At 70.0% G+C, this 24,254-nt stretch carries 21 protein-coding genes; 15 read left to right on the forward strand and 6 right to left on the reverse strand.

All coding sequences use genetic code 11. The features are described 5' to 3' along the window. Window positions 1-22 precede the first annotated feature (22 nt). Window positions 23-577: a TetR/AcrR family transcriptional regulator gene (locus tag JNUCC0626_RS16870; RefSeq protein ID WP_394620711.1), complete on the reverse strand. Its 555-nt coding sequence runs from the start codon at window positions 575-577 to the stop codon at window positions 23-25. An 85-nt stretch (window positions 578-662) separates the two neighbouring features. On the opposite strand from JNUCC0626_RS16870, the gene JNUCC0626_RS16875 reads away from it, so the two are divergent. After that, a complete protein-coding gene (locus JNUCC0626_RS16875) occupies window positions 663-2,030 on the forward strand; it encodes an MFS transporter (protein ID WP_394620712.1) in 1,368 nt (455 codons plus the stop codon). On the opposite strand, the gene JNUCC0626_RS16880 is transcribed toward JNUCC0626_RS16875, so the two are convergent. Beyond that, the gene (locus JNUCC0626_RS16880) at window positions 1,981-2,139 is read right to left on the reverse strand and encodes a hypothetical protein (RefSeq protein ID WP_394620713.1); all 159 of its coding nucleotides are present in this window, start codon (window positions 2,137-2,139) and stop codon (window positions 1,981-1,983) included. The two genes, JNUCC0626_RS16875 and JNUCC0626_RS16880, sit on opposite strands and share 50 nt — an antisense overlap. A gap of 19 nt (window positions 2,140-2,158) precedes the next feature. Here JNUCC0626_RS16880 and JNUCC0626_RS16885 point away from each other — a divergent pair, with 19 nt between their 5' ends. From JNUCC0626_RS16885 to JNUCC0626_RS16900, 4 genes are all read left to right on the forward strand, one after another. Continuing rightward, on the forward strand, window positions 2,159-2,773 hold the full coding sequence (locus JNUCC0626_RS16885; RefSeq protein ID WP_394620714.1) for a hypothetical protein: 615 nt from the start codon (window positions 2,159-2,161) through the stop codon (window positions 2,771-2,773). Window positions 2,774-2,872: 99 nt separating this feature from the next. After that, window positions 2,873-5,422, forward strand: a complete 2,550-nt coding sequence (locus tag JNUCC0626_RS16890; RefSeq protein WP_394620715.1) for a glycoside hydrolase family 97 catalytic domain-containing protein — start codon at window positions 2,873-2,875, stop codon at window positions 5,420-5,422. Further along, on the forward strand, window positions 5,416-8,274 hold the full coding sequence (locus JNUCC0626_RS16895) for a discoidin domain-containing protein (protein ID WP_394620716.1): 2,859 nt from the start codon (window positions 5,416-5,418) through the stop codon (window positions 8,272-8,274). Before JNUCC0626_RS16890 ends, JNUCC0626_RS16895 begins: the two co-directional genes overlap by 7 nt. 236 nt (window positions 8,275-8,510) lie before the next feature. After that, window positions 8,511-9,485: a DUF2185 domain-containing protein gene (locus tag JNUCC0626_RS16900; protein WP_394620717.1), complete on the forward strand. Its 975-nt coding sequence runs from the start codon at window positions 8,511-8,513 to the stop codon at window positions 9,483-9,485. Here JNUCC0626_RS16900 and JNUCC0626_RS16905 read toward each other — a convergent pair. Further along, window positions 9,478-9,969 (reverse strand): metallophosphoesterase family protein, encoded by a 492-nt coding sequence (locus JNUCC0626_RS16905; protein WP_394620718.1) that lies wholly within the window; start codon window positions 9,967-9,969, stop codon window positions 9,478-9,480. The genes JNUCC0626_RS16900 and JNUCC0626_RS16905 overlap by 8 nt on opposite strands. 119 nt (window positions 9,970-10,088) lie before the next feature. Between JNUCC0626_RS16905 and JNUCC0626_RS16910 the strand changes: the two genes are divergently transcribed. The 8 genes from JNUCC0626_RS16910 (at window position 10,089) to JNUCC0626_RS16945 (ending at window position 17,217) form a co-directional block, all read left to right on the forward strand. Further along, on the forward strand, window positions 10,089-10,757 hold the full coding sequence (locus JNUCC0626_RS16910) for a class II aldolase/adducin family protein (protein WP_394620719.1): 669 nt from the start codon (window positions 10,089-10,091) through the stop codon (window positions 10,755-10,757). Further along, window positions 10,754-11,635, forward strand: coding sequence for a VOC family protein (locus JNUCC0626_RS16915; protein WP_394620720.1), 882 nt, complete (start codon window positions 10,754-10,756; stop codon window positions 11,633-11,635). Before JNUCC0626_RS16910 ends, JNUCC0626_RS16915 begins: the two co-directional genes overlap by 4 nt. 10 nt (window positions 11,636-11,645) lie before the next feature. After that, window positions 11,646-12,887: an MFS transporter gene (locus tag JNUCC0626_RS16920; protein ID WP_394620721.1), complete on the forward strand. Its 1,242-nt coding sequence runs from the start codon at window positions 11,646-11,648 to the stop codon at window positions 12,885-12,887. Next, window positions 12,884-13,648 carry a 2-keto-4-pentenoate hydratase gene (locus tag JNUCC0626_RS16925; protein WP_394620722.1) on the forward strand — a complete coding sequence of 255 codons (765 nt, stop codon included), beginning with the start codon at window positions 12,884-12,886 and terminating at the stop codon, window positions 13,646-13,648. Before JNUCC0626_RS16920 ends, JNUCC0626_RS16925 begins: the two co-directional genes overlap by 4 nt. A gap of 2 nt (window positions 13,649-13,650) precedes the next feature. Then, window positions 13,651-13,848, forward strand: a complete 198-nt coding sequence (locus JNUCC0626_RS16930; protein WP_394620723.1) for a tautomerase family protein — start codon at window positions 13,651-13,653, stop codon at window positions 13,846-13,848. Further along, window positions 13,845-15,278 (forward strand): aldehyde dehydrogenase, encoded by a 1,434-nt coding sequence (locus tag JNUCC0626_RS16935; RefSeq protein WP_394620724.1) that lies wholly within the window; start codon window positions 13,845-13,847, stop codon window positions 15,276-15,278. Before JNUCC0626_RS16930 ends, JNUCC0626_RS16935 begins: the two co-directional genes overlap by 4 nt. A gap of 21 nt (window positions 15,279-15,299) precedes the next feature. After that, on the forward strand, window positions 15,300-15,872 hold the full coding sequence (locus tag JNUCC0626_RS16940; protein ID WP_394620725.1) for a PadR family transcriptional regulator: 573 nt from the start codon (window positions 15,300-15,302) through the stop codon (window positions 15,870-15,872). 547 nt (window positions 15,873-16,419) lie between these two features. Next, window positions 16,420-17,217, forward strand: a complete 798-nt coding sequence (locus tag JNUCC0626_RS16945) for a Ku protein (RefSeq protein ID WP_394620726.1) — start codon at window positions 16,420-16,422, stop codon at window positions 17,215-17,217. On the opposite strand, the gene JNUCC0626_RS16950 is transcribed toward JNUCC0626_RS16945, so the two are convergent. Both JNUCC0626_RS16950 and JNUCC0626_RS16955 read right to left on the reverse strand, forming a co-directional pair. Next, window positions 17,210-17,854 (reverse strand): PP2C family protein-serine/threonine phosphatase, encoded by a 645-nt coding sequence (locus JNUCC0626_RS16950; RefSeq protein WP_394620727.1) that lies wholly within the window; start codon window positions 17,852-17,854, stop codon window positions 17,210-17,212. The two genes, JNUCC0626_RS16945 and JNUCC0626_RS16950, sit on opposite strands and share 8 nt — an antisense overlap. Before the next feature lie 70 nt (window positions 17,855-17,924). Further along, complete coding sequence (locus JNUCC0626_RS16955) at window positions 17,925-18,863, reverse strand: helix-turn-helix transcriptional regulator (RefSeq protein ID WP_394620728.1); 939 nt, start codon at window positions 18,861-18,863, stop codon at window positions 17,925-17,927. Window positions 18,864-18,906: 43 nt separating this feature from the next. Here JNUCC0626_RS16955 and JNUCC0626_RS16960 point away from each other — a divergent pair, with 43 nt between their 5' ends. Together JNUCC0626_RS16960 and JNUCC0626_RS16965 are read left to right on the forward strand one after the other, a co-directional pair. Beyond that, window positions 18,907-19,983 carry an epoxide hydrolase family protein gene (locus JNUCC0626_RS16960; protein WP_394620729.1) on the forward strand — a complete coding sequence of 359 codons (1,077 nt, stop codon included), beginning with the start codon at window positions 18,907-18,909 and terminating at the stop codon, window positions 19,981-19,983. A gap of 83 nt (window positions 19,984-20,066) precedes the next feature. Beyond that, window positions 20,067-22,673, forward strand: a complete 2,607-nt coding sequence (locus JNUCC0626_RS16965; protein WP_394620730.1) for an AfsR/SARP family transcriptional regulator — start codon at window positions 20,067-20,069, stop codon at window positions 22,671-22,673. Here the strand turns inward: JNUCC0626_RS16965 and JNUCC0626_RS16970 are convergent. Next, window positions 22,653-24,200, reverse strand: coding sequence for a PQQ-binding-like beta-propeller repeat protein (locus JNUCC0626_RS16970; RefSeq protein ID WP_394620731.1), 1,548 nt, complete (start codon window positions 24,198-24,200; stop codon window positions 22,653-22,655). The two genes, JNUCC0626_RS16965 and JNUCC0626_RS16970, sit on opposite strands and share 21 nt — an antisense overlap. Window positions 24,201-24,254: the final 54 nt, after the last annotated feature.

Here is a 24,254-nt window from a genome sequence, read left to right on the forward strand (position 1 = left end):
GACAACGTTCGGTGGACAAACTTCAGACGAGCGGACCGGTCTGCTCGGTGAGCTTGAGCAGCAGGTCACGGGTGTGGGCGCGCTCTTCGTCGGACTCCTGCCCACGCCACAGCAGATCGGCCAGCGTCACCCCATCGAGTGCACGGGAAATGAGGTCCGCTCGCTGTGGGTGCAGGCCGTCCGAATCGGTCTGCTGCCGCCACCGGGTCGCCGCGACGTCCATGCGCTGCTGGAGTTCCGGAACGCCGAGCAGCGCCGTTACGACGGACGGGTGAGACCACAGGTCTTCCGGTTCGAACGTCGCCCGGATGTGCGCGCGGGTCCACCGGCCCGGGGTGTCCTCGGGTTCGAGCAGGCGTTCGACGGTCGTGTCGTAGTGGTCGAACCACTCCTGGATCAGCCCGACGATCAACGCCTGCTTGGTGCGGAAGTGGTGCAGCAGGCCGCCTTTCGACACGCCCGCTTCCTTGGCCACGGCGTCGAGGCTGACGTTCGGGCCTTGCTCGATCAACGCGCGCGCGGCGGCGGCGAGCACCTCACTGCGGGTGCGGGGCGCGTTGCGCTGCTCTCCGGGCATGGTGATCAACCTATCGTTTGCTTAACCGACCGTCCAGACGGTACGTTAAAGTAACAGACCAGATGGTCGGCTAAGGGGGCTGAAAATGCGGAAGTGGGCAGCACTGGGCGTGCTCGCGCTCGCGTTGTTGTTGATCGCCGTCGACGGCACGGTGCTGGCGCTCGCCATCCCGGCGCTCCAGCAGGACCTGGCGCCGTCGACCGCCCAGATCCTGTGGATCGGCGACATCTACTCGTTCGTACTCGGCGGCCTGCTCGTCACGATGGGCACGCTGGGCGACCGGATCGGCCGCAAGAAGCTGCTGCTCACGGGCGCGTTCGGCTTCGGCCTGGCCTCACTGCTGGCCGCGTTCGCGCCGTCGGCGGGCTGGCTGATCGTGGCCCGCGCCCTGCTCGGCGTGGCGGGCGCGACGATCATGCCGTCGACGTTGTCGATCATCCGCAACCTGTTCACCGACCCCGCGGAACGCACGAAGGCGGTGGCCGTGTGGGCGGCGACGGCCACGGGAGGCGCGGCGCTCGGCCCGCTCATCGGCGGCGCGCTGCTGGAACACTTCTGGTGGGGCTCGGTGTTCATCATCAACCTGCCGGTGATGGCGGCGCTGCTGGTCTTCGGCGCGTGGTGGCTGCCGGAGTCGCGCGACCCGAACCCCGGCCCGTTCGACCTCGTCTCGGCCGGACTCTCCGCAGTGGGGGTGGTGCCGCTCGTCTACGCGATCAAGGAGATCGCGCTGGTCGGCCTCACCTGGACGGCGGTGCTCGCCGCGCTGGTCGGCGTCGCGGGCCTGTGGTTGTTCGTGCGGCGCCAGCAGGCGTCAGCGAACCCGATGATCGACGTGGCGTTGTTCCGCAAGCCGGCGTTCAGCGGCGCGGTGGGTGCCAGCATGATCGCGATCTTCGCGCTGACCGGGCTGGTGTTCTTCCTGTCGCAGTACTTCCAGAACGTCCTGGGCTACTCGCCGCTCGAAGCGGGGCTGCGCGAACTGCCGCTGGGCCTCGCGGGCGTGCTCGTCGTCGCCGCGATCGGACCGGTCGTGCGCCTCGTCGGCCGCGGCCGGGCCATCGCACTCGGGCTGCTGGTGAGCGCGGGCGGGCTGACGATCGTCAGCGTCTGGGCGCACTACGGCGCGATCGCGGTCGCGTTGGTGATCATCGGCGCGGGCGTGGGCCTCGCGCTCACGCTCACCACCGACGCGGTGGTGTCGGCGGTCCCGGCGGACAAGGCGGGCGCGGCGTCGGCGGTGTCGGAGACGGCCTACGAACTCGGGGCGGCGCTGGGCATCGCGGTGCTCGGCACCGTGCTCTCGGCGTGGGCGGCGACCGGCACGTTCACCGAAGCCATGCAGGGCACGGCGCTGGTGGCGGCGGCACTCGTGGCGCTGGCGGCCTTCGTGGCCTACCGGCTCATTCCGAACGAGAAGCCTCAGCCAGCCGTTCGTGCAGGCGCTCCCTGATCTGGTCCGGGGTGTAGGCGGCGCGGCGGCGCTGGTTGCGGGCCACGACCACGCCGCTCGCCGCGACACCCGCCAGTCCGGCGATGCCGAGCAGCTTCCAGAGCTTCATGTGCATAGGGTACGGGGCTATGCCGACAACCCTGGACAAAGCCGTCGAGATGACCCGCACCGGTGACGTGTGGGTGTTCCGCGGGCGCAGCCCGGCGGACCGGGCGATCCAGGCCATGACCAACAGCCCGGTCAACCACGTGGGCATGGCGATCGTGCTCGACGACCTGCCGCCGTTGATGTGGCACGCCGAGCTCGGCAAGTCGCTCAAGGACATGTGGTCCGGCACGCACCAGCGCGGCGCCCAGCTGCACGACCTGCGCGACGCCGTGGTGACGTGGCACGACAAGTACGGGCAACGGGCGTGGCTGCGGCAGCTCGACGTCGAGGTGACGCGCGAGATGGAGGACGCGGCGCTGCGCACGGTGGCACGGCTCGACGGCACGCCGTTCCCGTCGACGGCGAAGCTCGCGTCGCGGTGGCTGCGCGGCCGGGTTCCGCGGGGGCCCAAGGCGGACGCGACGATCGAGAGCGCGTTCTGCGCGGAGATCGTGGCCGTCACGTACGAGGAGATGGGGCTGCTGCCCAAGCGCCGCCCCAACTGGTACGACCCGGGCCGCTTCTGGAGCGGGGACGACCTGGACCTGCTCGGCGGCGCGAAGCTCGGCCGGGAGATCGAGATCGTCGTCATGTGAAAAGCCTGTCCGCAAGAGGACTGATAACTATCAGCCACTTGACCGGGAAGAGATCCGGTCCCAACGATGGGAGCGGTCTCACCCCGGGAGCTGACAACGATGTCACGACTGCTCGTACTCGTGCTCGCCCTGCTGTTGCCCGCCGCACCCGCCGTCGCCGCACCGTCCGGCTGGACCGTCACCGGTCCGGGCCGGGTCACCGCGCAGGTCGCTCTGACCAGCGGAAACCTGACGTTCTCGATCCGCAACCTGGGCAGAACCGTGGTGCAGCCGGCGTCCGTCGGGCTCACCACGACGACCGCGGATCTCACGAAGGACCTGACGTTCACCGGACGGTCTGACCGCGTTGTCACCGAGCGGTACTCGATGCCGACCGGCAAGCGCGTGCAGCGCACCGCCCGCATGACCGAGACCCGGCTGGGTTTCCGCAACGGCGCAGGCAGCTTCTCCCTGGTCGTCCGCGTGTCGGCGGACGGCGTCGCCTACCGGTACGTGCTGCCCGGCGCCGCGACGATCACGTCCGAGGCGTCGAGCTTCGCCCTGCCCGCCGACGCGAAGGCGTGGCTGCTGCCCTACAACGCCTGGTACGAGGCCAATCGCGTGCGCACGACCGCGGGCGAGGCCACCGGCGACTTCGGCTACCCGTCGCTCTTCCAGACCGGCCAGGACTTCGCTCTGCTCACCGAGTCCGATGTGGACGGCCGGTACGCGGGCAGCAGGCTTCGCAAGGCGGGCAACGCCTTCCAGGTCGTGCTGGCCGACCCGCAGGTGGCCTCGACCGGCACGACCCCGTGGCGCACCGCGATCGTCGGCGACCTGGCCACCGTCAGCACCTCCACCCTCGTGGACGACCTGGCGAGCCCCGCGAAGTACACCGACACCAGCTGGATCAAGCCGGGCAAGGTCGCGTGGTCGTGGCTGAGCGAGCACTCCAGCCCCAGCGACTTCGCGCGGCAGAAGCAGTACGTGGACTTCGCCGCCCGCAACGGCTGGGAGTACGCGCTGGTCGACGAGGGCTGGAGCGCTGCGTGGGTGCCGGAGCTCATCCGGTACGCCCGCGCGCGGGGCGTCGAGATCCTGCTGTGGCTGCGCTGGAGCGACCTCGACACCGAGCAGGAACGCGACACCGTGCTGCCGCGGATCAGGCAGTGGGGCGCGAAGGGCGTGAAGCTCGACTTCATGGAGTCCGACTCGCAGGACCGCTACCGCTGGTACGACGCGGTGCTGCAGAAGACGGCCGACCTGAAGCTGATGGTCAACTTCCACGGCTCCACCATCCCGCACGGCCTCGCCCGCACCTGGCCGCACGTGCTCACGATGGAGGCCGTGCGCGGCGCCGAGAACTACCCGCCCGCCGCCAACAACCCCGTGCAGTTCTTCACCCGCAACGTCGCCGGGTCGATGGACTACACGCCGGTGTCGCTGGAGGTCGGCACGAAGGAGGCGTCGATCGGGCACGAGGTGGCGCTGCCGGTGGTCTACGAGTCGGGCTGGACGCACTTCGCCGACAAACCCGAGGCGTACGAACGGCATCCGCAGGCGTTGCGCTACCTCAACCAGCTCCCGACGACGTGGACCGAGACCCGGCTGCTCGACGGCGACCCCGACTCGCACGCCGTGGTCGCGCGCCGCAACGGCGACCGGTGGTTCGTCGGCGGCATCGCCACCCAGGACCGGGTTCTCCAGGCACCGCTGGGATTCCTCGGCGGCGGCCAGTGGCTGGTCGAGACCGTCCGCGACCCGGAGATCCGGGCCGACGTCGTGCGCGACAGCCGAATCATGCGCGGCACCGACGTCCTGACCATGCCCACCAAGCGCAACGGCGGATTCGCCGCTGTCATCTGCCGTTACCGCCCCGGTCTCCAGACGTGCGACCAGCCGATCCGGCAGGTCCCGAAGACCACGCTCACCGTCACGCCGACCGGCCAGACCGACGTCCCGGCGGGCTCGTCGATCGAGGTCACCGGCACGTTCACCAACGGCGACGAGGAGATCCGCGACGTCAGGCTCACCGCGACCGCACCGACAGGCTGGACGGTCACCGGTCCCGTGATCGAACGGCGCAGGCTAGCGCCGGGCGAGTCGATCACCGGCCGCTGGCAGCTCAGGGCGGGCGGCCAGACCGGGATGATCGACGTGCCGGTCGTCGCCACCTTCGGCGACGTCCACGTCGAGCAGGCGGTCAAGGCGTTCGTGCCACCACCGGTGCCGGGCAACGGTTCCCAGGTCAGCGACCTGCAATTCATGAGCGAGACCAACGGCTGGGGCCCGGTCGAGCGCGACAGGTCGAACGGCGAGAACACCGGTGGTGACGGCACCGCGCTGTCCATCGGCGGCGTCACCTACGCCAAGGGACTCGGCACGCACGCCCCGTCCGAGGTCTCGGTCTACCTCGGCCGCGGCTGCACCCGCCTCACCGCCCTGATCGGCCTCGACGACGAGACCACCGAGACGGGTTCGGTCGCGTTCCAGGTGTTCGGCGACGACAAGCCCCTGTACGACAGCGGAATCATCCGGACCAAGGGCACGGCGACCCCGATCGACGTCGACGTCACCGACGTCCGGATGCTCAGCCTCCGCGTCACCGACGGCGGCGACGGCCGCAACTTCGACCACGCCGACTGGGCGGAGGCAGCCCTGACATGCTGATCAACCGCAGAACGTTCCTCTACGGCACCGGCGTGCTCGCGATGGCGCCCAAAGTCTCGCTCCCCCAACTGAAAGACACCTACTACGAGGTGCTGCTGAGGCACACGAGGTGGGCCGAGACGCAGTACGACGCGACGGCCGGACGCTACCGGCGCACCGACTTCGGGTTCGCGGTCGTGCTCGGCAACGCCGTCCTGCTCACCAGGGGCACCTACGACGCCACTCTCGCCGGCGTGGAGAAGGACGTCCTGCGCGAGCACACCCTGGCCACGATCAAGCACTTCGCGGCGAGCAACGTGCTGGCGGGCGGCACCGAGTGGGGCAAGACCCTGTTCTGGGACACCACGTTCCAGTCGTACTTCGTGCTGGCCGCCCGCCTGCTCTGGCCCGACCTCGACGCGCAGACCCGCACGAACGTCGAGACCATCGCGCGCGGCCAGGCCGACTACACGACGTCGCTCGGCACCGCGAACGACCCGCGCTCCGGCAGCTGGACGCCGAACGGCCTGACCGGCGGCCACCGGGGCGACACCAAGCTGGAGGAGATGGGCGTCTACGCCCAAGCGCTTGCGCCCGGTCTGGCCTGGCACGGCGACGGACCGGGCTGGCGCGAGGCGTTCGGCCGCTGGAGCCGCAACGAGGCGGGGCTGCCCGCCGCCGACCTCGCCAATCCGTCCGTTGTGGACGGAACGCCGATCAGCGCCAACACCGCGACGAACCTGCACGACACGTTCATCGTCGAGAACCACGGCTCGTTCGGCCCGCACTACCAGGAAGAGCTCTGGCGCACGTCCGGGCGCAACGCCGTGCACTTCCTGCTCGCCGGACGCCCGCTGCCCGAGGTGCTGACCAGGCAACCGAACGGCGAGTTGTTGTGGCGCACCATCCTCGCCACGATGAGCGACGCGGGCGAACCGTTGATGCCGATGGTCAACGACCGCGAGCACCTCTACGGCCGTGACGTCATCCCGCTCGCCTTCCGCTCCACCGTGCTGCGCGACCCGATGGCGGCCCGCGCCGAAGCCGCGCTCGCGTCCAAGCTCCTCGCCTACCAGGCACATCCGCCGGTGTACCGGCTGGCGAAGTTCTCCGGCGAGGCCAAGTACGAGCCAGAGGCCCGCGCGGAACTCGCGATCAGCTACCTGCTGCACGAACTCCGCCCGCCCGCGACACCAGTGCCGGAGCACGAGTTCTTCTCGCGCGCGGCGATCACCATCGACCACGGCGCCGACCCCGGCCTGCTCACCCACCAGTCGGCGGCGGCGTGGGCGGGCACGGTGACGAAGCCGGGCTTCACGAAGCTCGCCTGGCAGCCGTCGCACGACGACTGGCTGTTCAAGATCAGCGGCGCGACCCCGATGCTGCTGCCGCCCCGGGCCGTGACCCGGCGCAACACCGTGGCGTACCGGCAGGTGCGGGACGGGTTCGACGCGACCGCGAGTCTGCTGCGATTCGCGGACGGGTTCGCCGGTACCGCCACCCTGCCGACCGGCACGATCGTGTGCGCGCTCCCCCGCCCCGGCCGCGTCGACGTGCACAACCTCGCGCTGGCCGGAATCCTCACCGGCTCCCGCACCTACACCGGTTCGGCGGGCCGCGTCACGGTGGCCGCGCGCGAGGGCTTCCGGGTCGACGAGCTGACGTTCGCCCCGACCACGGCCCGGCACGTCCGGATGGTCGGCGTGACGCCCTACCCGACCTACGGCTACTCGCTCTTCGACTTCGAGGCGGGGCAAGCGATTGCGACCACCGCGTCGTCGTTCGACCCCGGCTACGAACCGGGCAAGGCGACCGACGGCAACCCGGCCACGCGGTGGGCGGTCGCCCGGGCCGAACGCACCCGCGCCGACAGCTGGCTCGCGGTCGACCTCGGCGCTCCCACGACCGTGCAGAAGGTCCGGCTCCGCTGGGAAACGGCCGCCGCCGTCGCATACCGGATCGAGACCTCCCTGAACGGCAGCGACTGGACGACGGTCGCGGAGTACCCGCGCCCCGACCTCAGCACGCCGGGCTGGCTCGACGTCGACGGCAGGGCGGGGTTCGTCGCGCGGTCCGCAGAACCGTTCGTCGTGAACGGCGACAGCATCACCGTTCCTGCCGGACTGGTCGAGGGGTACGTCCGCGGCGACCTGCGCAAGATCGCCGCGGAACCGGCACCGGTCTGCCCCGCCGGGATCGTGGCGAGCACCGCCGACGGGTTCCTGAGCCTGTTCAACCTGACGGACGCAGACGTCACCGGAACCGTGCGGCTGCGCGGCACCCGCCTCTACCGCGGCACGCAGGTCACCACCCGCGACGGCACCGAGTACGCGCTCACCCTGCCCGCCGCGACCGCACGGGTCGAGGCGCCGTGGTTCACCGCCCGCAAGCTCCCCGCCGGCATCACCGCGACCGTGCACGACGGCCGGCGCGTGACGTTCCGGGGCGGCCCGGCCATGTTCGTGCTGACCCACCGCGACGGCCGGTCGCTCCCGGTCGTGCTGGGCCGGTCCGAACGCACGGTGATCATGCCTGGCGCGCAAGCGTTTCCGTTCAACGACCGGGCGCTCGGCCGCGTGACGTTCCCGAACTCGGTGCTACCGAACGGGATGAGCGATCCGGCGGCCGCGGTCGACGGCAACGACAGGACCGCCTGGACGCCGGGACGCGACGGCCGCATGGTGGTCGATCTCGGGGCGGTGCACGACGTCACCGTCAGTCTGGAGTGGACACCCGGACGACCGCCGCCGCACATCGTCACTTACAGCGTGGACGGCAAGACCTACGGCACCACTCCATCCGCTCGGTACGTGGCCGTGTCGACGAGCTGGCGGCCGGGCCACGCGTCGTTGCGGAGCATCGTGGTGAAATGACGGCATGCCGGAACTGCTGGGGACCGCGTCCTTCCCGTCGGGCGACCTGCTGCTGATCGACTTCGGCCTGCTCAGGATCTGGTCGGGCGACCGGCCGCCGTTGCTGCAGGAGGGGGACGCGCCCGAGCACGTCCTCGACCGCGCGAACGCCTCCGGGGACTTCGAGATCGTGGGCCCGCAGGCGGCAGAGGCCGTGCAGGCGCTGAACTTCGGTTCGCTCAAGGGCCGCTACGCGCGTGCGGACGTTGCTCGCCGACCAGCCGGACGGCGTCGAGGTGCAGTTCCACGGCATCTGGGCGGTGGCGGTGCGCGGCCTGCCGGCGGGATCGTTGCGCGTGCTGGGCGAACGCCTGGAAGGCGAGTACGACGGCAACTGGCGTTCGGTGTGGGTGGAGTGCGCCGAGGGTGAGGTGGCGTCGTCCGTCGAGTGCGGGCACGTGCTGGTGGACAAGGCGCGCCTGCTGTTCGCCGACGCCACCGCGCTCAGCGCCTGGAACAACGACGAGCCGTCCGACGGCCTGTTCGATCTCGCGTTCTGGGGCCGCAACGCCGCTGAGGTGGCCACCCGCGTCTCGGTGCCCCCGGTCGTCGTGGGCGACGAACACGGCTGGCAGGACCTCACCCTGGAGCAGCTGCGAACCCTGCACGACGAACTCGAGGCGCTGCGGTCCGGCGGCCTGAGGTTCGTGTTCGACCTCCGCCCGCACGACGACCACTTCCGGATCCTGCGCGGGATGCGCTCCACCGCCACCGAGTCCGGCACGATCGAGGTCGGCGGCGCCCCGATGACCGGCTGGTTCACGTCGTGGGGCGACGGCGCGTTCCCGGTGTACCGCGACCTCGCCGCCGACGGCACGCTGCTGCGGGTGCGCGTCGAACTCGGCGCACCGGAGATCGTGGAACGGCAGCGGAGGTTCGACCGGCTGTGGTCCGGCGACCTCGCGAAGGCGGCGGTCGTCTCGGCCAGGATCGTGCACGACGGCATGCCGGTCGGGTGGCTCTACCGCGAAGAGCCGGCGAACGACGGCGACAGCGGCTGGCGGGTGTTCGCGAGCGACGAGACCCCGGAGTACGCCGACGACACGAGCAAGGCCGCGCTGATTCCGGTGCGGGAGCTGATCTTCGCGGACGGCGTGCTGGAGCCGTTGTTCGACGAGCAGGTGGGCGCCGCGTTCGAACGGGTGGAGGACGGCTTCGCCCGCGTCAGGTGACCGGCACGATCCTGGCGTCGAGCAGCTCGCCGTCCTCGATCTCCAGCAGGCCGAGCGTGCCGTGCGGCTGCCGCCGTTTCTCCGTGGGTGAGCCGGGGTTGAACACGCGCACGCCCGCTTCCTGTTCGTCCCACGGGATGTGCGAGTGCCCGAACACGATCAGCCGGGCCTCGGGGAACATCCGGCGCATCCGCGTCATCCGGCCGGTCTTCTGACCGCTGTCGTGGATCATCGCGAACGGCAGCCCGGCGATCTCGCCCTCGACCACGTCCGGCGCGCCCCACGCCGCCACGTCCTCGCCGTCGTTGTTGCCGCGCACCACTGTGACGGGCGCGTACTGCGCGAGTTCGTCCAGCACGGGCGCCACGCAGACGTCGCCGCCGTGCAGGATCAGGTCGGCGGACCTCAGGTGGTCCGCGACGGCCGCCGGGCAGCGCTTCCAGAACCGCGGCCCGTGGGTGTCGGACAGCACGACGACTCGCACGCCCGCGACCGTAGCAAGGTCGGGCGTCCACCGTCGCACATCCCGAACCATATCTGTATCGATAGAAATATCGGAAGCGTCTAGCGATAGGTATCTCTATACCTATATGGTCCGGCACCATGAAGTCACGAGAGGTCGAGGACGACCTGCTGGACGGGGCGCTGACCACCGCTCACGCCGGGCTCGTCACGGCGTTCGGGCACGTGTCGGCGCTCGTCGGCGAGCGGGTCCTCATCACGCCGCCGCGTCCGCTGGGCACGCTCACCCTCGCCGACCGCGCCGTCACGCTCGACCGCAACGCCGACGAGTTGCCGGAGGGCACGCCCAGGGAGGCGTGGATCCACCTCGCGATCTACCGCGCCCGGCCGGACGTGCGGGCCATCTGCCGCGCCCAGCCCGAGACGGCCACCGCGCTCGCCTCGGCGGACGTGCCGATCCGGCCGTTGCACGGGCAGGGCGCGTTCCTCGGGCCCGAGGTGCCGGTGTTCGACGACCCGAGACTCGTGCGCGACGAACACCGCGCCCGCGACCTCGCCGACGCGCTCGGCACCGCGCCCGCTCTGGTGATGCGGGGCAACGGCGCGGTGACCGTCGGCGCCGACGTCGGGCAGGCCGTGGCGCGGATGTGGCTTCTCGAGACCTCGGCGCGGATCAACGCCCAGGCCGTCGCCGCCGGGCGGCCCAGGGCGTTGTCCGCGGACGAACAGGCGGCCTGGCGCGCCGCCGAGACCGAGCTGCTCGCCCGGCTCTGGGCACACCTGCGCACTGACCTGAAAGGACAGTCATGATCACGTTGCACGACATCGCGTACGTGCGGTCCGGCACGGCGGACGCGGCCGCGGCGACGGACTTCGCCGTCGACGTCGTCGGCATGGAGCTGGTCGCCGAGGAGGACGGCGTCAGCTACCTGCGCGCCGACCACCGGCACCACTGCCTCGCGTTCGAGCAGGGCGAGGCCGGGGTGCTCGCGTCCGGGTTCAGCCTCACCGGCCCGGATGCCTTGGAGGCGGCCGAAAAGGAGCTCGAAGCAGCCGGCGTGAAGGTCGCCCGGGGCACGCCGAAGCAGGCCCGGTCGCGGCGCGTCGAGGAGTTCATCGCGTTCGACGACCCGTTCGGCAACCGGATCGAGCTCGTGCACGGCCAGGTGCAGCTCGCCCGGCCGGTCCACTTCGGACGGACGGCGGGCATCACCGAGTTCGGGCACATCTGCTTCGACGCGCCGGACGTCAAGCAGGCCTACGAGTTCTGGTCGGGCCTGTTCAACGTCAAGGTGTCGGACTGGATCGGCGACTGGGCGTGCCTGATGCGGTTCGACCCGGTGCACCACAAGCTCGCGGTGTTCCGCGGCAGCGAACCCGGCCTGTGCCACATCAACTTCCAGGTCGACTCGCTCGACGACGTCATGCGCAACTGGCGGTTCCTGCAGTCGCGCGGCGTCGAGATCGAGATGGGGCCGGGCAGGCACCCGCAGTCGACCGCGATCTTCGTCTATTTCAAGGGGCCGGAGGGCCTCACCTACGAGTACTCCTACGGCGTCCGGAACCTCGACGACGACTGGGTTCCGCGGGTCTTCGACCCCACCGAGCCGGACGCGATCGACATGTGGCACGGCCCGACCCAGCGCGTGCAGACCCAGCCCCAGATCCGCCGCCCCCTCGACGCCTAAGGAAGCCGTCATGCGTTTGCTGATCATCGTCTTGTGCGGTCTGGCTCTAGCTTTCGACGGCTACGACCTCGTGGTCTACGGCACGACCATCAAGGCCCTGCGCGAGGAGTGGGGCATCAGCGCGGCGCAGGCCGGCACGATCGGCAGTGCCGCCCTGGTCGGGATGCTGGTCGGCGCGTTGCTCGTCGGCACGCTCACCGACCGGTGGGGCCGGCGCCGGACGTTCCTGTTCAGCGTCGCCTGGTTCTCGGTGCTGATGGCGGCCTGCGCGCTGGCCCAGGACCCCGACACGTTCCTGGTGCTGCGGTTCCTCGCGGGCATCGGCCTCGGTGGTCTCATGCCGACGGCGGCCACGCTGACGATCGAGTACGCGGCGGAGAAGCACCGCGCTTTCACTTACGCCGCAATGCAGTCCGGGTACGCGATCGGCGGCATCATGGCCGCGGCGCTCGCGATCCCGTTGCTGCCGACGGCCGGGTGGCGGGTGATGTACCTGATCGGTGCGGCGCCGTTGATCATCGTGCTGCCTTTGGCGTGGCAGTACCTGCCGGAGTCGTTGGAGTACCTGGTTTCGCGCGGCCGTCAGGACGAGGCCCGTGCGCTGGCCGCCCGCATCGGCGTCCCGGTGCCCGCGCCGTCCGACCACGCGCACAGCGGTGTGCGCACGTTGGTCCAGCGCCCGTACCTGCGCCGCACGATCCTGTTCTGGGTGGCGTCGTTCTGCGGTCTGCTGCTGGTCTACGGCCTGAACACGTGGCTGCCCGAGATCATGCGCGCCTCCGGTTACCCGCTGGGTTCCGCGCTGAGCTTCCTGCTGGTGTTCAACCTCGGCTCGGTCGTCGGCGCCCTGCTCGGCGGTCGCCTGTCCGACCGGCACGGCGCGAAGCCGATCATCCTGGGCTCGTTCGCGCTCGCCGCGATCTGCGCGGCGGCCCTGAGCACGAACCCCGGCCAGGTCGCGATCTACGTCCTGATCGCCGTCGCGGGCTACGGCACGATCGGCACGATGCATCTGATCAACGCGCACGTGACCAGGTCGTACCCGGCCGGTGTGCGCGCGACGGGCATCGGCTGGGCGCTGGGCGTCGGCCGGCTCGGCGCGATCCTCGGCCCGACGGTGGGCGGCCTGATCATCGACTCCAGCCTCGGCGCCGGCTGGAACTTCTACTTCTTCGCCGTGGTCGCCGTGCTCGGCGCGGCCGCCGTGGCCGCCTTCCCCCGCACCCGTGCACTGGCTGGAGCCCCCGCGTGAACCTGAGCGTCGAAACCGCCGCCGCCGAACTGCTGCGCCGCGAGGACGACCGCGTCGACGGCGACCCGTTGACCGACACCTGGCCCGACCTCGACCTGGACACCGCCTACGCCATCCAGGACGAGACCCTGCGGCTGCGGCTCTCGCGGGGCGAGACGCTGATCGGCGTGAAGCTGGGCCTGACCTCCCGCGCGAAGCAGCAACGCATGAACGTCGACTCGCCTTTGGTGGCGTGGCTGACCGACGCGATGGTGCTGCCGCAGGGAGTTCCGGCACCGCCCCTGATCCACCCTCGCGTCGAGCCGGAGATCGCGTTCGTCATGGGCCGCAAGCTCTCCGGCCCCGGCATCACGGCCGCGACGGCGCTCGGCGCGGTGGAGGGGGTGTTCGCGGGCCTGGAGATCATCGACAGCCGTTACCGCGACTTCCGCTTCACCCTCCCGGACGTGGTGGCGGACAACGCGTCCTCCGGCGCGTTCGTGACCGGCAGCGTCTGCCTCTCCCCCGGCGACCTCAACCTGGCTCTGGAGGGCTGCGTTCTCTCTTCCGGTTCGTCCATTGTGCACACCGCGACCGGAGCGGCCGTCCAGGGCCACCCCGCCGAAGCACTGGCGTTGGCCGCGAACACGTTGGCACGCCGGGGAAAGCGCATCGAGGCGGGCTGGCTCGTGCTGACCGGCGGCGTGACCGACGCCGTTCCGCTCGAGACCTCCGTGTCCGTCGAATTCACCAACCTGGGCCGTCTCACGGTGGGGAGCTGACCATGCCGATCGTACGCATCGAAGTGGCCTCGGGCCGCGACCCGGAAACCCTGCGCAAGACGTTGCAGGCCGTCCACGAGGCGGCCCGCGACAGCCTGGGCGTCCGCGACGAGCAGGTCCGGGTGCTGCTGACCGAAGTCCCGCCCCAGCACTGGAGCACGGGCGGAAAGACGTTGCTGGAACGGGAGTTGAACCGATGAAGAGCATCAAGCACGTGATCGGCGGCGCCGAGACCGACTCGGCCGACGGCGCCACGTTCGACGACGTGGACCCCTACACCCAAAAACCCTACGCAACCGTCGCCCTGGGCGGCTCTGCCGAGGCCGACCGGGCCGTGCTCGCCGCCCGCAAGGCGTTCGACGAGGGCCCGTGGCCGCGCATGTCGTTCGACGAACGCGGCACACTCCTGCACCGCCTGGCGGACCTGATGGACGCCCACACCGACGACCTGGCCCTGGCCGACACCCAGGACATGGGCAAGCCGATCAGCGCGGCCAAGTCGAAGGACGTCCCGCGCTCGGCCCTGAACTTCCGCTTCTTCGCCGATCACGCCCGACTCTCCGAGTCGCAACACCTCCCCTCCGCCACCGGCCACCACACGTTCGTCCAGCACGCGCCGGCGGGCGTGGTCGCCGCGATCGCGCCGTGGAACTTCCCGCTGATGCTGGAAACCTGGAAGATCGCGCCCGCCCTGGCCTGGGGCAACACCGTCGTCCTCAAACCGGCCGAGGACACCCCGCACTCCGCCTACCTCCTGGCCCGCCTGGCACTCGAAGCAGGCATCCCGGACGGCGTCTTCAACGTGGTCCACGGCTACGGCCCCGGCTCCGCGGGCGAAGCCCTCACCACCAACCCGGCCGTGGACCGCATCACGTTCACCGGCGAATCCGGTACAGGCAAGGCAATCGCGCGGGCGGCAGCCGCTCATCTCACCCCGGTCAGCTTCGAACTGGGCGGCAAGGGCTGCAACATCGTCTTCGACGACGCCGACCTCGACAACGCCATCACGTGGTCCCTGGAAGCCGCCTTCGGCAACGCGGGCCAGGTCTGCCTGGCGGGTTCACGCCTCTACGTCCACCAGAACATCTTCGACGAGTTCGCCGAACGCTTCTCCACGGCCGCGGCCGCCCTGCCCCTGGGCGACCCGAAGGACCCCGCGACCCGCCTGGGCCCGTTGGCGAGCGAGGAGCACTACCGCAAGGTCACCGGCTACCTCGACCCCGAGGCCCACGGCCACGCGAAGGTCCTGGGCGGGGGCGCCGCACCGGGTTGGTTCGTCCGCCCCACCATCGTCCTCGACCCACCGTCGAGCTCCCCCGTCCTGCGCGAGGAGATCTTCGGCCCGATCGTCACCCTCACCCCGTTCACCACCGAGGACGAGGCCGTCAAACTCGCCAACGACACCCCGTACGGCCTCTCCGCGATGCTGTTCACCGAGAACCTCCACCGAGCCCACCGCGTCGCTTCGAGTTTGAACAGCGGCAACGTGTGGGTGAACTGCTTCTTCGTGCGCGACCTCCGAGCCCCGTTCGGCGGCTTCGGCGACTCGGGCGTAGGCCGAGAGGGCGGCGCCTACAGCAAGGAGTTCTTCACCGAGGCGAGGACCATCACCATGCGCATCTCTCCTTGATCCGAACGTTAACATCGATACATGTCTCTTCCTCACGTCCTGCTGGGCGTCCTCGAAGCGAGGCCGATGAGCGGCTACGAGCTCACGCAACTCTTCGGGGCCTCGACGAGGTGGGTGTGGTCGGCCCCGCAAAGCCAGATCTACCCGGCCCTCAAGAAGATGGAGGAGAACGGCCTCATCGAGGGCGAGGAACAACAACGCGGCACGCGCATGACCCGCACCGTCTACACCCTCACCGCCGCGGGCCTGTCCGAACTGAAGGAGTGGATCGGTACCCCGCTGCCGATCCCTCCGTCCCGCGACGCCCTCGAAGTCCAGGCCCTCTACTTCGACCTGGTACCGGCCGAATCGGCGAAGCGCGTGCTCAAGGAGTTCATCAGCGAACAGGAAGAAGCCCTCGACCACGCCGAGGCCCACCAGGCCCGCCTGCTGGCCAAGGACACGGAACTCCTGCGCGAACGCATGACCAAGCGCCCACCGGACCAGCACGACCGGATGGCCCGCCTGAAGGCGCACGTGTTCGCGGGGCATGCGGCGGTGGCGAGGACGCGGATCGCTTGGGCGCAGGAGGGGCTGCGGCTGCTGGACGAGTAGTCGGCGCGCGAGGCGGTGGAGCGCAGGGGTGCGGAACGCAGGGCCGTGGAGCGCGCGGTAGCCCAGCGCCAGGTAGCCAAGCGGTATGCGACCAATGGCTTGAGGGGAACGAAGCCGAAGGCCAGGCCGACCGAGCGCAAGCATCGCGACGGCGCAGCCGAGCCACCCAAGACACAAGCGCAATGCCGAAGGCGAGGCGTCCTTGAGTTTCTTGGCTCAACGCGCACCCGAGCTACGCAATGCCGAAGGCGAGCCGTCCCTCTCAGGCCACACGTGAAGCGGGTGAGGCGACGTGCCCGCCCAACTCAGCCACGCTGCAACGGGATTGGGGCTTGACTTTGGGTGCGAGGTGCTACCACTAGTGGCTCGGCCGGGCGCTTTTCAGCCCGGCCTTTCCGGTCCGACCAGCGCCTCGCAAGGGCCCCGAAGTCAAGCCCCAATCCCTATCGACGCGAAGCGGCGATGAAATGACCCGGCTCGTCAAGGTCTGCACGACCACCGCATTGGTGACGTTAAACGAAGCCCAAGCCGGGGTACCCGCCCAAACATGGCGAGGGCGATCTGGAGCGGATCCATCAGCTTCGGCCTGGTGAGCATCCCGGTGGAGCTGTACAGCGCCACCGAAGACCACACCGTGCACTTCAACCAGTTCCAACGCGGCACCTCAGACCGCATCCGCTACAAACGGGTCAACGAGCGAACCGGCAAAGAAGTCCCCTACGACAAAATCGTCAAGGGCCACGAAACCAAGTCCGGCGACTACGTGATCATCGAACCCGAAGAACTGGACGAGATCGCCCCGGGCCGCAGCCGAACCCTCGACATCGAGGCCTTCGTCGACATCGACGAGATCGACCCCGTCCACTTCCAGAAGACCTACTGGCTGGGCCCGGCAAAGCAGGACTTCGCCCGCCCGTACAAACTCCTGGCCCAGGCCATGAAGAAGACCAACCGAGCCGGCATCGCCATGTTCGTCATGCGCGGCAAGCAGTACCTGACCGCCCTCAAGGAGGACAAGGGCATCCTGGCCGTCCACACCCTGTTCTTCGCCGACGAGATCCGCGACCCGAAATCAGTCCTGGACGTGACCCCGCCCAAACAGGCCCCACGCGGCAAAGAGCTCGACATGGCGGTCAGCCTCGTGGAGTCCATGGCCGACGACTGGCGCCCGAAGGACTACCGCGACACCTACACCGAGAAGGTCAACAAGCTGATCAAGGCGAAGCAGAAGGGCCGCAAGGTCAAGCCCGCGCCCGAACCGACGGAGTCCACCGACGTCGTCGACCTCATGGACGCCCTGCAACGCAGCGTGGAAGCGAGCAAGAAGCGCCGGAAGGTCAGCTGACGACCAACGCCGTGGCGTTGTCCGTGCCACGCGCGTACAACGCCGCACGCACCAACCGCTCAGCAGACGCGTGCCCCGACATGATCGCCCCAATCCCGTTGTGCCCCAACGGCCCGTAAACCCCGTCAGAAACCAATGCAAGCCGAGGCGCGCGAGTGAACGCACGCCCGATGTTCTCCGAAGTAGCGTGCCGCACCGTGTTGGTCACGACATGCTCCATCCGAGCCTCGGCAACGATCCCGCGCGCACGGAAGTACTCGGCGACGGTGTGGTCGGAGGTCAGCTGCACGAGCTCAGCCCCGTCCGACCCGTAGGCCCGCGCATCGCCGGCCCACGCAACGTCGAACCCACCCTCAACCCGAGCCACCGCAACGACGATCACCGCGTCGCCGGTATGAACCTGCAACGCATCGCGGGCAGCCAGCACCGCCGCGACGGGATCAACCAGAAGTGCCGCGGCACGAGCAGCCGCCCACGCCGCCTCGGCAGCGGCGGCGGAATCCCCCACCCCGTCGGCCACGACGAACGTGCGGCGACCCACGGCGAAGGCGTCGGCGTTGAACGCGCGCGGCCCCCGCTCCGACGCATGGGTCACGGTGAGCGCGGAGCCCAGTGGCATGGTGCGATCGATCAGCATGGCGGACCTCCCTGACCTCCACTAAGCCTCGTGCGCCTAGGAGTCTGCTGTCAGGACCCTGAGAAAATCTCTAGAACTTCGCCGCCCGGCGAAACCGGGCCGCGGCCTGCACCAGCGCCTCGGACAGCTCCGGCGGCGACACGACCGAGAACTCGACCGTGATGCTCGCAAGCATGAACACCACGTCGTCCATCGTCTCGCCTCCGACACGAACGTGGCACGACGTTTCGTCCACAGCCAAAACCTCGCCGTAGCTGCGCCACTCGGAAGCCTCGGCAGCGGGCACGCTCAGTCGCACCACGCCTTGCACGGGCCACCGATCGGCCACGCGCGCCGCCACGAACGCCCCCGCGTCGCCGCCCGGAATCTCACGCGGCGTGAAACGGGCCCCGAACGGAGTGCGCACGCTCATCCGATCGAGCCGAAATGTCCGCCAGTCCGCCCGAGAACCGTCCCAGGCGACCAGATACCACCGCCGGCCCCACGTCACGAGCCGGTGCGGTTCGACCTCCCGGTCGGACTCCTCCCCGGAGTGCCCGACATAGGAGAACCGCAACAGCTGCCGGTCGCGGCAGGCCGTCCCCACCGCCATCAACGAAGACGCGTCCACCACAGGCGCAGAACCCACAAACGGCACGGTCGAGATCTCCAACGCCGCAACACGGTGTCGCAGTGCGGAAGGCAGCACCTGCTCGACCTTCAGCAACGCGCGCACGGCGGTCTCACCGATGTTCTCGATGCCACTGGCCGTGCGCAGCCCAACGGCCACAGCGACGGCCTCGTCGTCGTCGAGCAGCAACGGCGGCAACTGCGCACCGGACCCAAGCCGGTACCCACCACCAGACGTGCCCATCGACGCGTGCACCGGATAGTCGAGAGAGCGCAACCGATCCACGTCACGGCGCACGGTGCGCGTGGTGACGCCCAGCCGGTCCGCGAGCTCCGCACCGGACCACTCACGACGGGCCTGCAACAGGCCGAGCAACTTCAACAACCGAGCAGACGACACTGTAGGACCATAACTGTCCTACAGGCCCAATAGCGTCAAAGGCATGAAGCCGTTCGAGATCAACATCCCGCAGGAAGACGTCGACGACCTGCACCGCCGCCTCGACCAGACCCGCTGGCCGGTCGACCCGGAAGGCGCGGGCTGGGCCCAGGGCACCCCGCAACCCAGGTTGAAGGCCCTCGTCGAGCAGTGGCGGAACTTCGACTGGCGCGCCAAGGAGCGCGAGCTCAACGAGATCCCGCAGTTCGTCACGACCATCGACGGCACGCCGCTGCACTTCCTGCACGTCAAGAGCCCCAACCCGAACGCACGCCCGTTGGTGCTCACGCACGGCTGGCCCACGACGTGCTTCGCGTTCCAGGACATGATCAAGCCGCTGACGAACGACTTCCACCTCGTGATCCCGTCGGTCCCCGGCTTCGGCTTCCCCGGCCCCACCACGAGCCTCGGCTGGACCATCCCGAGGGTCGCGAAGATGGTCGCCGAGCTCATGCAACGCCTGAACTACGACAAGTACCTCGCCCACGGCTACGACTTCGGCGCCATGCTCACGAGGCACCTCGGCATGAATGAGAACGTCGAGGCCATCCACGTCAACCAGATCTTCTCCGCCGGCGTCACCCAGGAGACGGCGGACATGACCGTCGAGGCCGAGCGACTGTCCGTGGAGAAGGCTTTCCGTTACGAGTACGAGCAGTTCGGGTACGTGTCGATGCAGAGCACGCGGCCGCAGTCGGTGGCCCACGCGCTCACCGACTCGCCGGTCGCCCAACTGGAGTGGATCGAGTGGGCGTTCCACACGTGGAGCGACCCGGAGATCGGAGTGCCGGTCGACCAGCTGCTGACGACCGCCTCGATCTACTGGTTCACCCGGACGGCGGGGTCGTCGGCGCGCTACTACCAGGAGGGTGACGAGACGTGGGGCGAGCTGGAGCCGATGTCGGACACGCCGACGTCGGTCGCGGTGTTCCCGCACGACGTCGGGGTGGCGATCCGGCGGATGGCCGAGCGCAACCACAAGATCGTGCGGTGGACCGAGATGCCGCGGGGTGGCCACTTCGCCGCGTTGGAGGTGCCGGAGCTGATGGCCGAGGAACTGCGAGAGGCTTTTCTGTTGTGAGGATAGTGTGATCACGTGAGGTTCACGGCGGGCGAAGGCGGACACCCCGAACACGGCGTTCCGGAGCGGCTACGGTGATCACCGTGCGGTTCACGGTGCTCGGCGGTGTCACGGCTCGGGTGGACGGTCACGTCACCGAGTTCGGCCCGACGCGCCCCGGCGCCCTGCTCGGCGTGCTGCTCGCCGGGGCGGGCCAGGTGGTGAGCGCCGAAGACCTGGTGGAACGGGTGCTGGGCGCCGCTCCCCCGCCGCGGGCCCGCGCGTTGATGCAGACGTGGCTGACGCGGCTGCGGCAGATGTTGCCCGGCCTGATCGAACGCGAGGGGGCCGGGTACGTCGTGCGGGTCGATCCGCTGGAGATCGACCTGCACCTGTTCCGGCACTTGGTGCGCGCGGGCCGGACGGCGGACGCGCTGGCGCTGGCCCAGGCCGAGCCGCTGTCCACTCTGGACACTCCGTGGGCGGTGCAGCTGCGGGCGGACTTCGCGGCCGAGCTGCTCGCCGCCCGGCTCGCCCACGTCGACGCACGGCTGGAGGAAGGCCGGCACGCGTCGCTCGTGCCCGAACTCCAGGCTCTCGCCGCCGAACGCCCGTTGGACGAACGGATCGCCGCGCAGCTGATCGAGGCGTTGCACGGCAGCGGCCGCGCCCCGGAGGCGTTGCGGCACTTCGAGGTCGTGCGCGAGAACCTGAGAACCGAACTGGGCGCCGAGCCGTCTCGGCACCTCACGACGCTGCACCGGCGGCTCCAAACCGCCTCGGCACCGCGGCAACTGCCGGCCGCGCCCAAGCCGTTCACCGGCAGGGCGACGGAACTCGCGGAACTCGACAACGTGCCGACGGGCGTCGTGGTGATCACCGGCACCGGCGGGGTCGGGAAGACTTCCCTGGCCGTGCACTGGGCGCACCGGGCGGCGGAACGGTTCCCCGACGGCCAGCTGTACGTGAACCTGCACGGCTTCGGCCCGAGCGGCGCCGCGGTGAGTCCTGGCGACGCGGTGCTGCGGTTCCTCTCCGCGCTCGACGTGCCGCGCGCGCAGGTGCCGCACGACCTCGCCGGGCAGTCGGCGTTGCTGCGGGACGCCCTCGCGGACAAGCGGGTGCTCATGCTGCTGGACAACGCGACGGACGCCGACCAGGTCGAACCGCTGCTGCCGCGCACCCCGCACGCGCACGTGGTGATCACCAGCCGCACGGCACTGAAACCCAAGCACGCCAAGGAGTTGCCGCTCGGCCTGCTGTCACCGGACGACGCCCGCGCGTTGCTGACGGCCCGGATCGGGCTCGACCGCGCGCGGGCCGAACCGGACGCCGTCGACACCGTGGTCCGCCGCTGCGCCCGCCTGCCGCTGGCGCTCGCCGTCGCCGGGGCGCGGGCGGCGACGCAGCCGGAGTTCCCGCTGGCCGCGCTCGCCGACGAGCTCGCGGACCTCGACGCGTTCGCCGACGACGATGACGTCACGGCGGACCTGCGGTCGGTGTTCTCCCACTCCTGCAAGGCGTTGAGCCCGCCCGCGCTGCGGCTGTTCGGGTTGTTCGGCCTGATGCCGGGCTCCGACATCAGCCACGCCGGTGCCGCGTCGCTCGCGGGCACCGCGCCGGCCGAGACCGGCGACCTGCTCGCGGAACTGGCGCGCGCCAACCTGATCGACGAACCGGAGCCCGGCCGGTTCACCTGCCACGACCTGCTGCGCGACTACGCCGCCGAACTCGCCCCCGACAGCGAACGGGACGCCGCGCTGCACCGGCTGCTCGACCACCTCGCGCTCACCGCCGTGGAGGCGGGTGTGGCGTACACGCCGAGCAGGCACCGCCCGGCCACACCCGACTCTGCGCCGGGGGTGATCGTGCAACGGTTCGGCACGCACGAGGACGCGCTGGCCTGGCTCATGGCCGAGCACCCGACGTTGATGGCCGCGATGCCGCACGGCACGACGGAGCAGACGTGGCTGATGGGCTGGTCTCTCGCCGACGCGCTCGACCGGCAGGCCCGCTACCGCGATCTCCTGACGTCACAACAACTCGCGGTCGCCGCCGTGGAGAAGCTCGGCGACACCGACGGCCTGGGCCGGTCGCTGATCAACCTCGGCCGCAGCCTGAGCCGCGTCGACCGGCCGCAGGAGGCCGTCGCCGCGTTGCACCGGGCGCTCGACGTCTACGAGGGCAACCCGGCGGGCCAGGCGGGGGTGCTGCTCAACATCGCCATGCTGTGCCCGGATGACCGGATCGAGGAGGCGCTGGAGCACACCCGGCGCGGGCTCGCGTTGTTCGAGGAGGTCGGCGACGCCTACGGGCAGGCGAACGCGCTGACCGGGCTCGCGTGGGGCCACGGCAAGCTCGGCGAGTACGCGCTGACGGTCGAGTACGCCGAGCGCGCGATGCGGATGTGGCAGGAGATGGACCACCTGATCGGCCAGGCCGAGGCGTGGGACAACCTGGGCACCGGCTACCTGGGGCTGGGCGAGCACGCGCAGGCGGTCCGGGCGTACACGCGGTCCTCGGAGCTGTTCCGGCTCGGCGGGGACATCCCGCTGGAAGCCGGGTCGTACGAACAGCTCGGCGACACCCACGCGGCCGCGGGTGACGCCGAGCTGGCCAGGCAGGCCTGGCAGCGGTCGGCCGAACTCCGCACCAGAGCGGGACTTTCGGCCGACCAGGTGCGCGCGAAGCTACAGGCCGAAGGCCAGTAGCACGTGCCCGTTCGGGTTCGTGTAGCCCGAGCCGTAGCCCGACTGCACGTAGACCATGCCGTCCGAGATCACCGCACCCGCCCCGGGTCCGGCGAGAGTGCCGCCGCGCCCGATCAGCCCGTTGACACCGCGAACGTCCTGGATGGTGTCGTAGGACCAGATGATCCTGCCGGTCCTGCTGTCGTACGCGCGGAACTTGCCGTCGAGCGCACCCAGCCACACCACGCCGGGTGAGCTGGACACGGGCACGCCGTGTGCTTGGGCGCACCCAGGCTGTCCGGCCGCGCCGCCCGTGGTGCAGCCGTCGGCGGGTGCCGGCGTCTCCCACAGGACGTTGCCGGTGGCCGGGTCCACCGCGAACAGCTTGCCGGGATCGGCGTAGTAGGTCGCGATGTAGAGCCGCTTGCCGTCGTAGCTCGATCCCCACTGGATGCCCGAGATGCCACCGCTGGGCAGCGGTACGCCGAGCTGACGGCGCCACACGACCTGCCCCGTCGTGGCGTCGAACACGTGGTACACGCCCGACTTCTGGCCGACACCGACGAGCTGACGGCCGTTGACGGTGAAGAGGTTGGGCGTGGCTCCGATGTCGTAGTCGAGGTTCGTGCCGTCCTTCAGGCCAGGGCAGTAGCCTTCGGCGTCGGGCTGGTTGCACGCGTCACGCCACGTGTCGGCGTCGGTGACCTGGTTGGTCCACCTCACCGCGCCGGTGCGGGCGTTCAGGGCGAGCAGCGAGTCGAACTCGCCGCCCTTGCCCGTGTAGTTCTGGCCGGTGCCGACGTAGAGCGTGCCTGTCCTGCGGTCGATCACCGGCGAGCTCCACACCCCGACGCCGGACGGTTCGAACCGCTTGGCGCCGTTGGGCCACGTGCCGACCTGCACCGGCTCCGGCACCGTGTGGTGACGCCAGACCAACGCGCCCGTGTCGATGTCGAACGCATCGATGTGGCCGCGGAACGTGCAGCAGTCGTGCGTGTTCGGCAGGGTGTTCTCGCCGCTGGACGTGCCGACGTACACCAGTCCGTTGTGGACGATCGGCGAGCTGGTGGTGATCGAGGCGATGCCGGTGTCCAGCTGCACCTGCCACTTCAACCGGCCGGTGCGCTGGTCGAGCGCGAAGAGCCGGCTGGCGCTGTCGCCGAAGAACACCTTGCCGTCGGCCACGGTCGGGCCGTCGGAGTTGAACGCGTACCGATTGCCCTGCGGGAGCGTGAACTCCCACCGGGCACGGCCGTTGCGCGCGTCCCGTGCGTAGAACTTCCCGTCGGGGCTGCCGAAGTAGATGGTGTCCCCCACGACGGCGGGCTGGCTGCGGACGACCCTGGCGCCCTCTGTGCTGTAGGCGAACGCCCACTTCAGCTTGAGCTTCGAGGCGTTGCCCGCGTTGATGCGCCATTCCGCGGCGGCGTGGCGCGATCCGTTGAGGTCCTTCTGCCAACCGGACCAGTCGCCGTTGCCGTGGGCGGTGGCGGGTGACGCGGTCAGCACCACCAGCGCTGCCGTCAGCAGCGCAGTTGTTCTGAGCATGGAATTTTCCCCCTTCCGCCCTCCACACTGGCAGTGGCGGAAGGGGGAAACGTC

It is taken from the genome of Lentzea sp. JNUCC 0626 (assembly GCF_043632865.1).
Classification (GTDB): Bacteria; Actinomycetota; Actinomycetes; order Mycobacteriales; family Pseudonocardiaceae; genus Lentzea.

Bases quoted from the DNA above. Each gene is read 5' to 3' on its own strand.
- JNUCC0626_RS16870 (WP_394620711.1), bottom strand. From the start codon at position 577: ATGCCCGGAGAGCAGCGCAACGCGCCCCGCACCCGCAGTGAGGTGCTC.
- JNUCC0626_RS16875 (WP_394620712.1), top strand. From the start codon at position 663: ATGCGGAAGTGGGCAGCACTGGGCGTGCTCGCGCTCGCGTTGTTGTTG.
- JNUCC0626_RS16880 (WP_394620713.1), bottom strand. From the start codon at position 2,139: ATGAAGCTCTGGAAGCTGCTCGGCATCGCCGGACTGGCGGGTGTCGCG.
- JNUCC0626_RS16885 (WP_394620714.1), top strand. From the start codon at position 2,159: ATGCCGACAACCCTGGACAAAGCCGTCGAGATGACCCGCACCGGTGAC.
- JNUCC0626_RS16890 (WP_394620715.1), top strand. From the start codon at position 2,873: ATGTCACGACTGCTCGTACTCGTGCTCGCCCTGCTGTTGCCCGCCGCA.
- JNUCC0626_RS16895 (WP_394620716.1), top strand. From the start codon at position 5,416: ATGCTGATCAACCGCAGAACGTTCCTCTACGGCACCGGCGTGCTCGCG.
- JNUCC0626_RS16910 (WP_394620719.1), top strand. From the start codon at position 10,089: ATGAAGTCACGAGAGGTCGAGGACGACCTGCTGGACGGGGCGCTGACC.
- JNUCC0626_RS16915 (WP_394620720.1), top strand. From the start codon at position 10,754: ATGATCACGTTGCACGACATCGCGTACGTGCGGTCCGGCACGGCGGAC.
- JNUCC0626_RS16920 (WP_394620721.1), top strand. From the start codon at position 11,646: ATGCGTTTGCTGATCATCGTCTTGTGCGGTCTGGCTCTAGCTTTCGAC.
- JNUCC0626_RS16930 (WP_394620723.1), top strand. From the start codon at position 13,651: ATGCCGATCGTACGCATCGAAGTGGCCTCGGGCCGCGACCCGGAAACC.
- JNUCC0626_RS16935 (WP_394620724.1), top strand. From the start codon at position 13,845: ATGAAGAGCATCAAGCACGTGATCGGCGGCGCCGAGACCGACTCGGCC.
- JNUCC0626_RS16940 (WP_394620725.1), top strand. From the start codon at position 15,300: ATGTCTCTTCCTCACGTCCTGCTGGGCGTCCTCGAAGCGAGGCCGATG.
- JNUCC0626_RS16945 (WP_394620726.1), top strand. From the start codon at position 16,420: ATGGCGAGGGCGATCTGGAGCGGATCCATCAGCTTCGGCCTGGTGAGC.
- JNUCC0626_RS16950 (WP_394620727.1), bottom strand. From the start codon at position 17,854: ATGCTGATCGATCGCACCATGCCACTGGGCTCCGCGCTCACCGTGACC.
- JNUCC0626_RS16960 (WP_394620729.1), top strand. From the start codon at position 18,907: ATGAAGCCGTTCGAGATCAACATCCCGCAGGAAGACGTCGACGACCTG.
- JNUCC0626_RS16970 (WP_394620731.1), bottom strand. From the start codon at position 24,200: ATGCTCAGAACAACTGCGCTGCTGACGGCAGCGCTGGTGGTGCTGACC.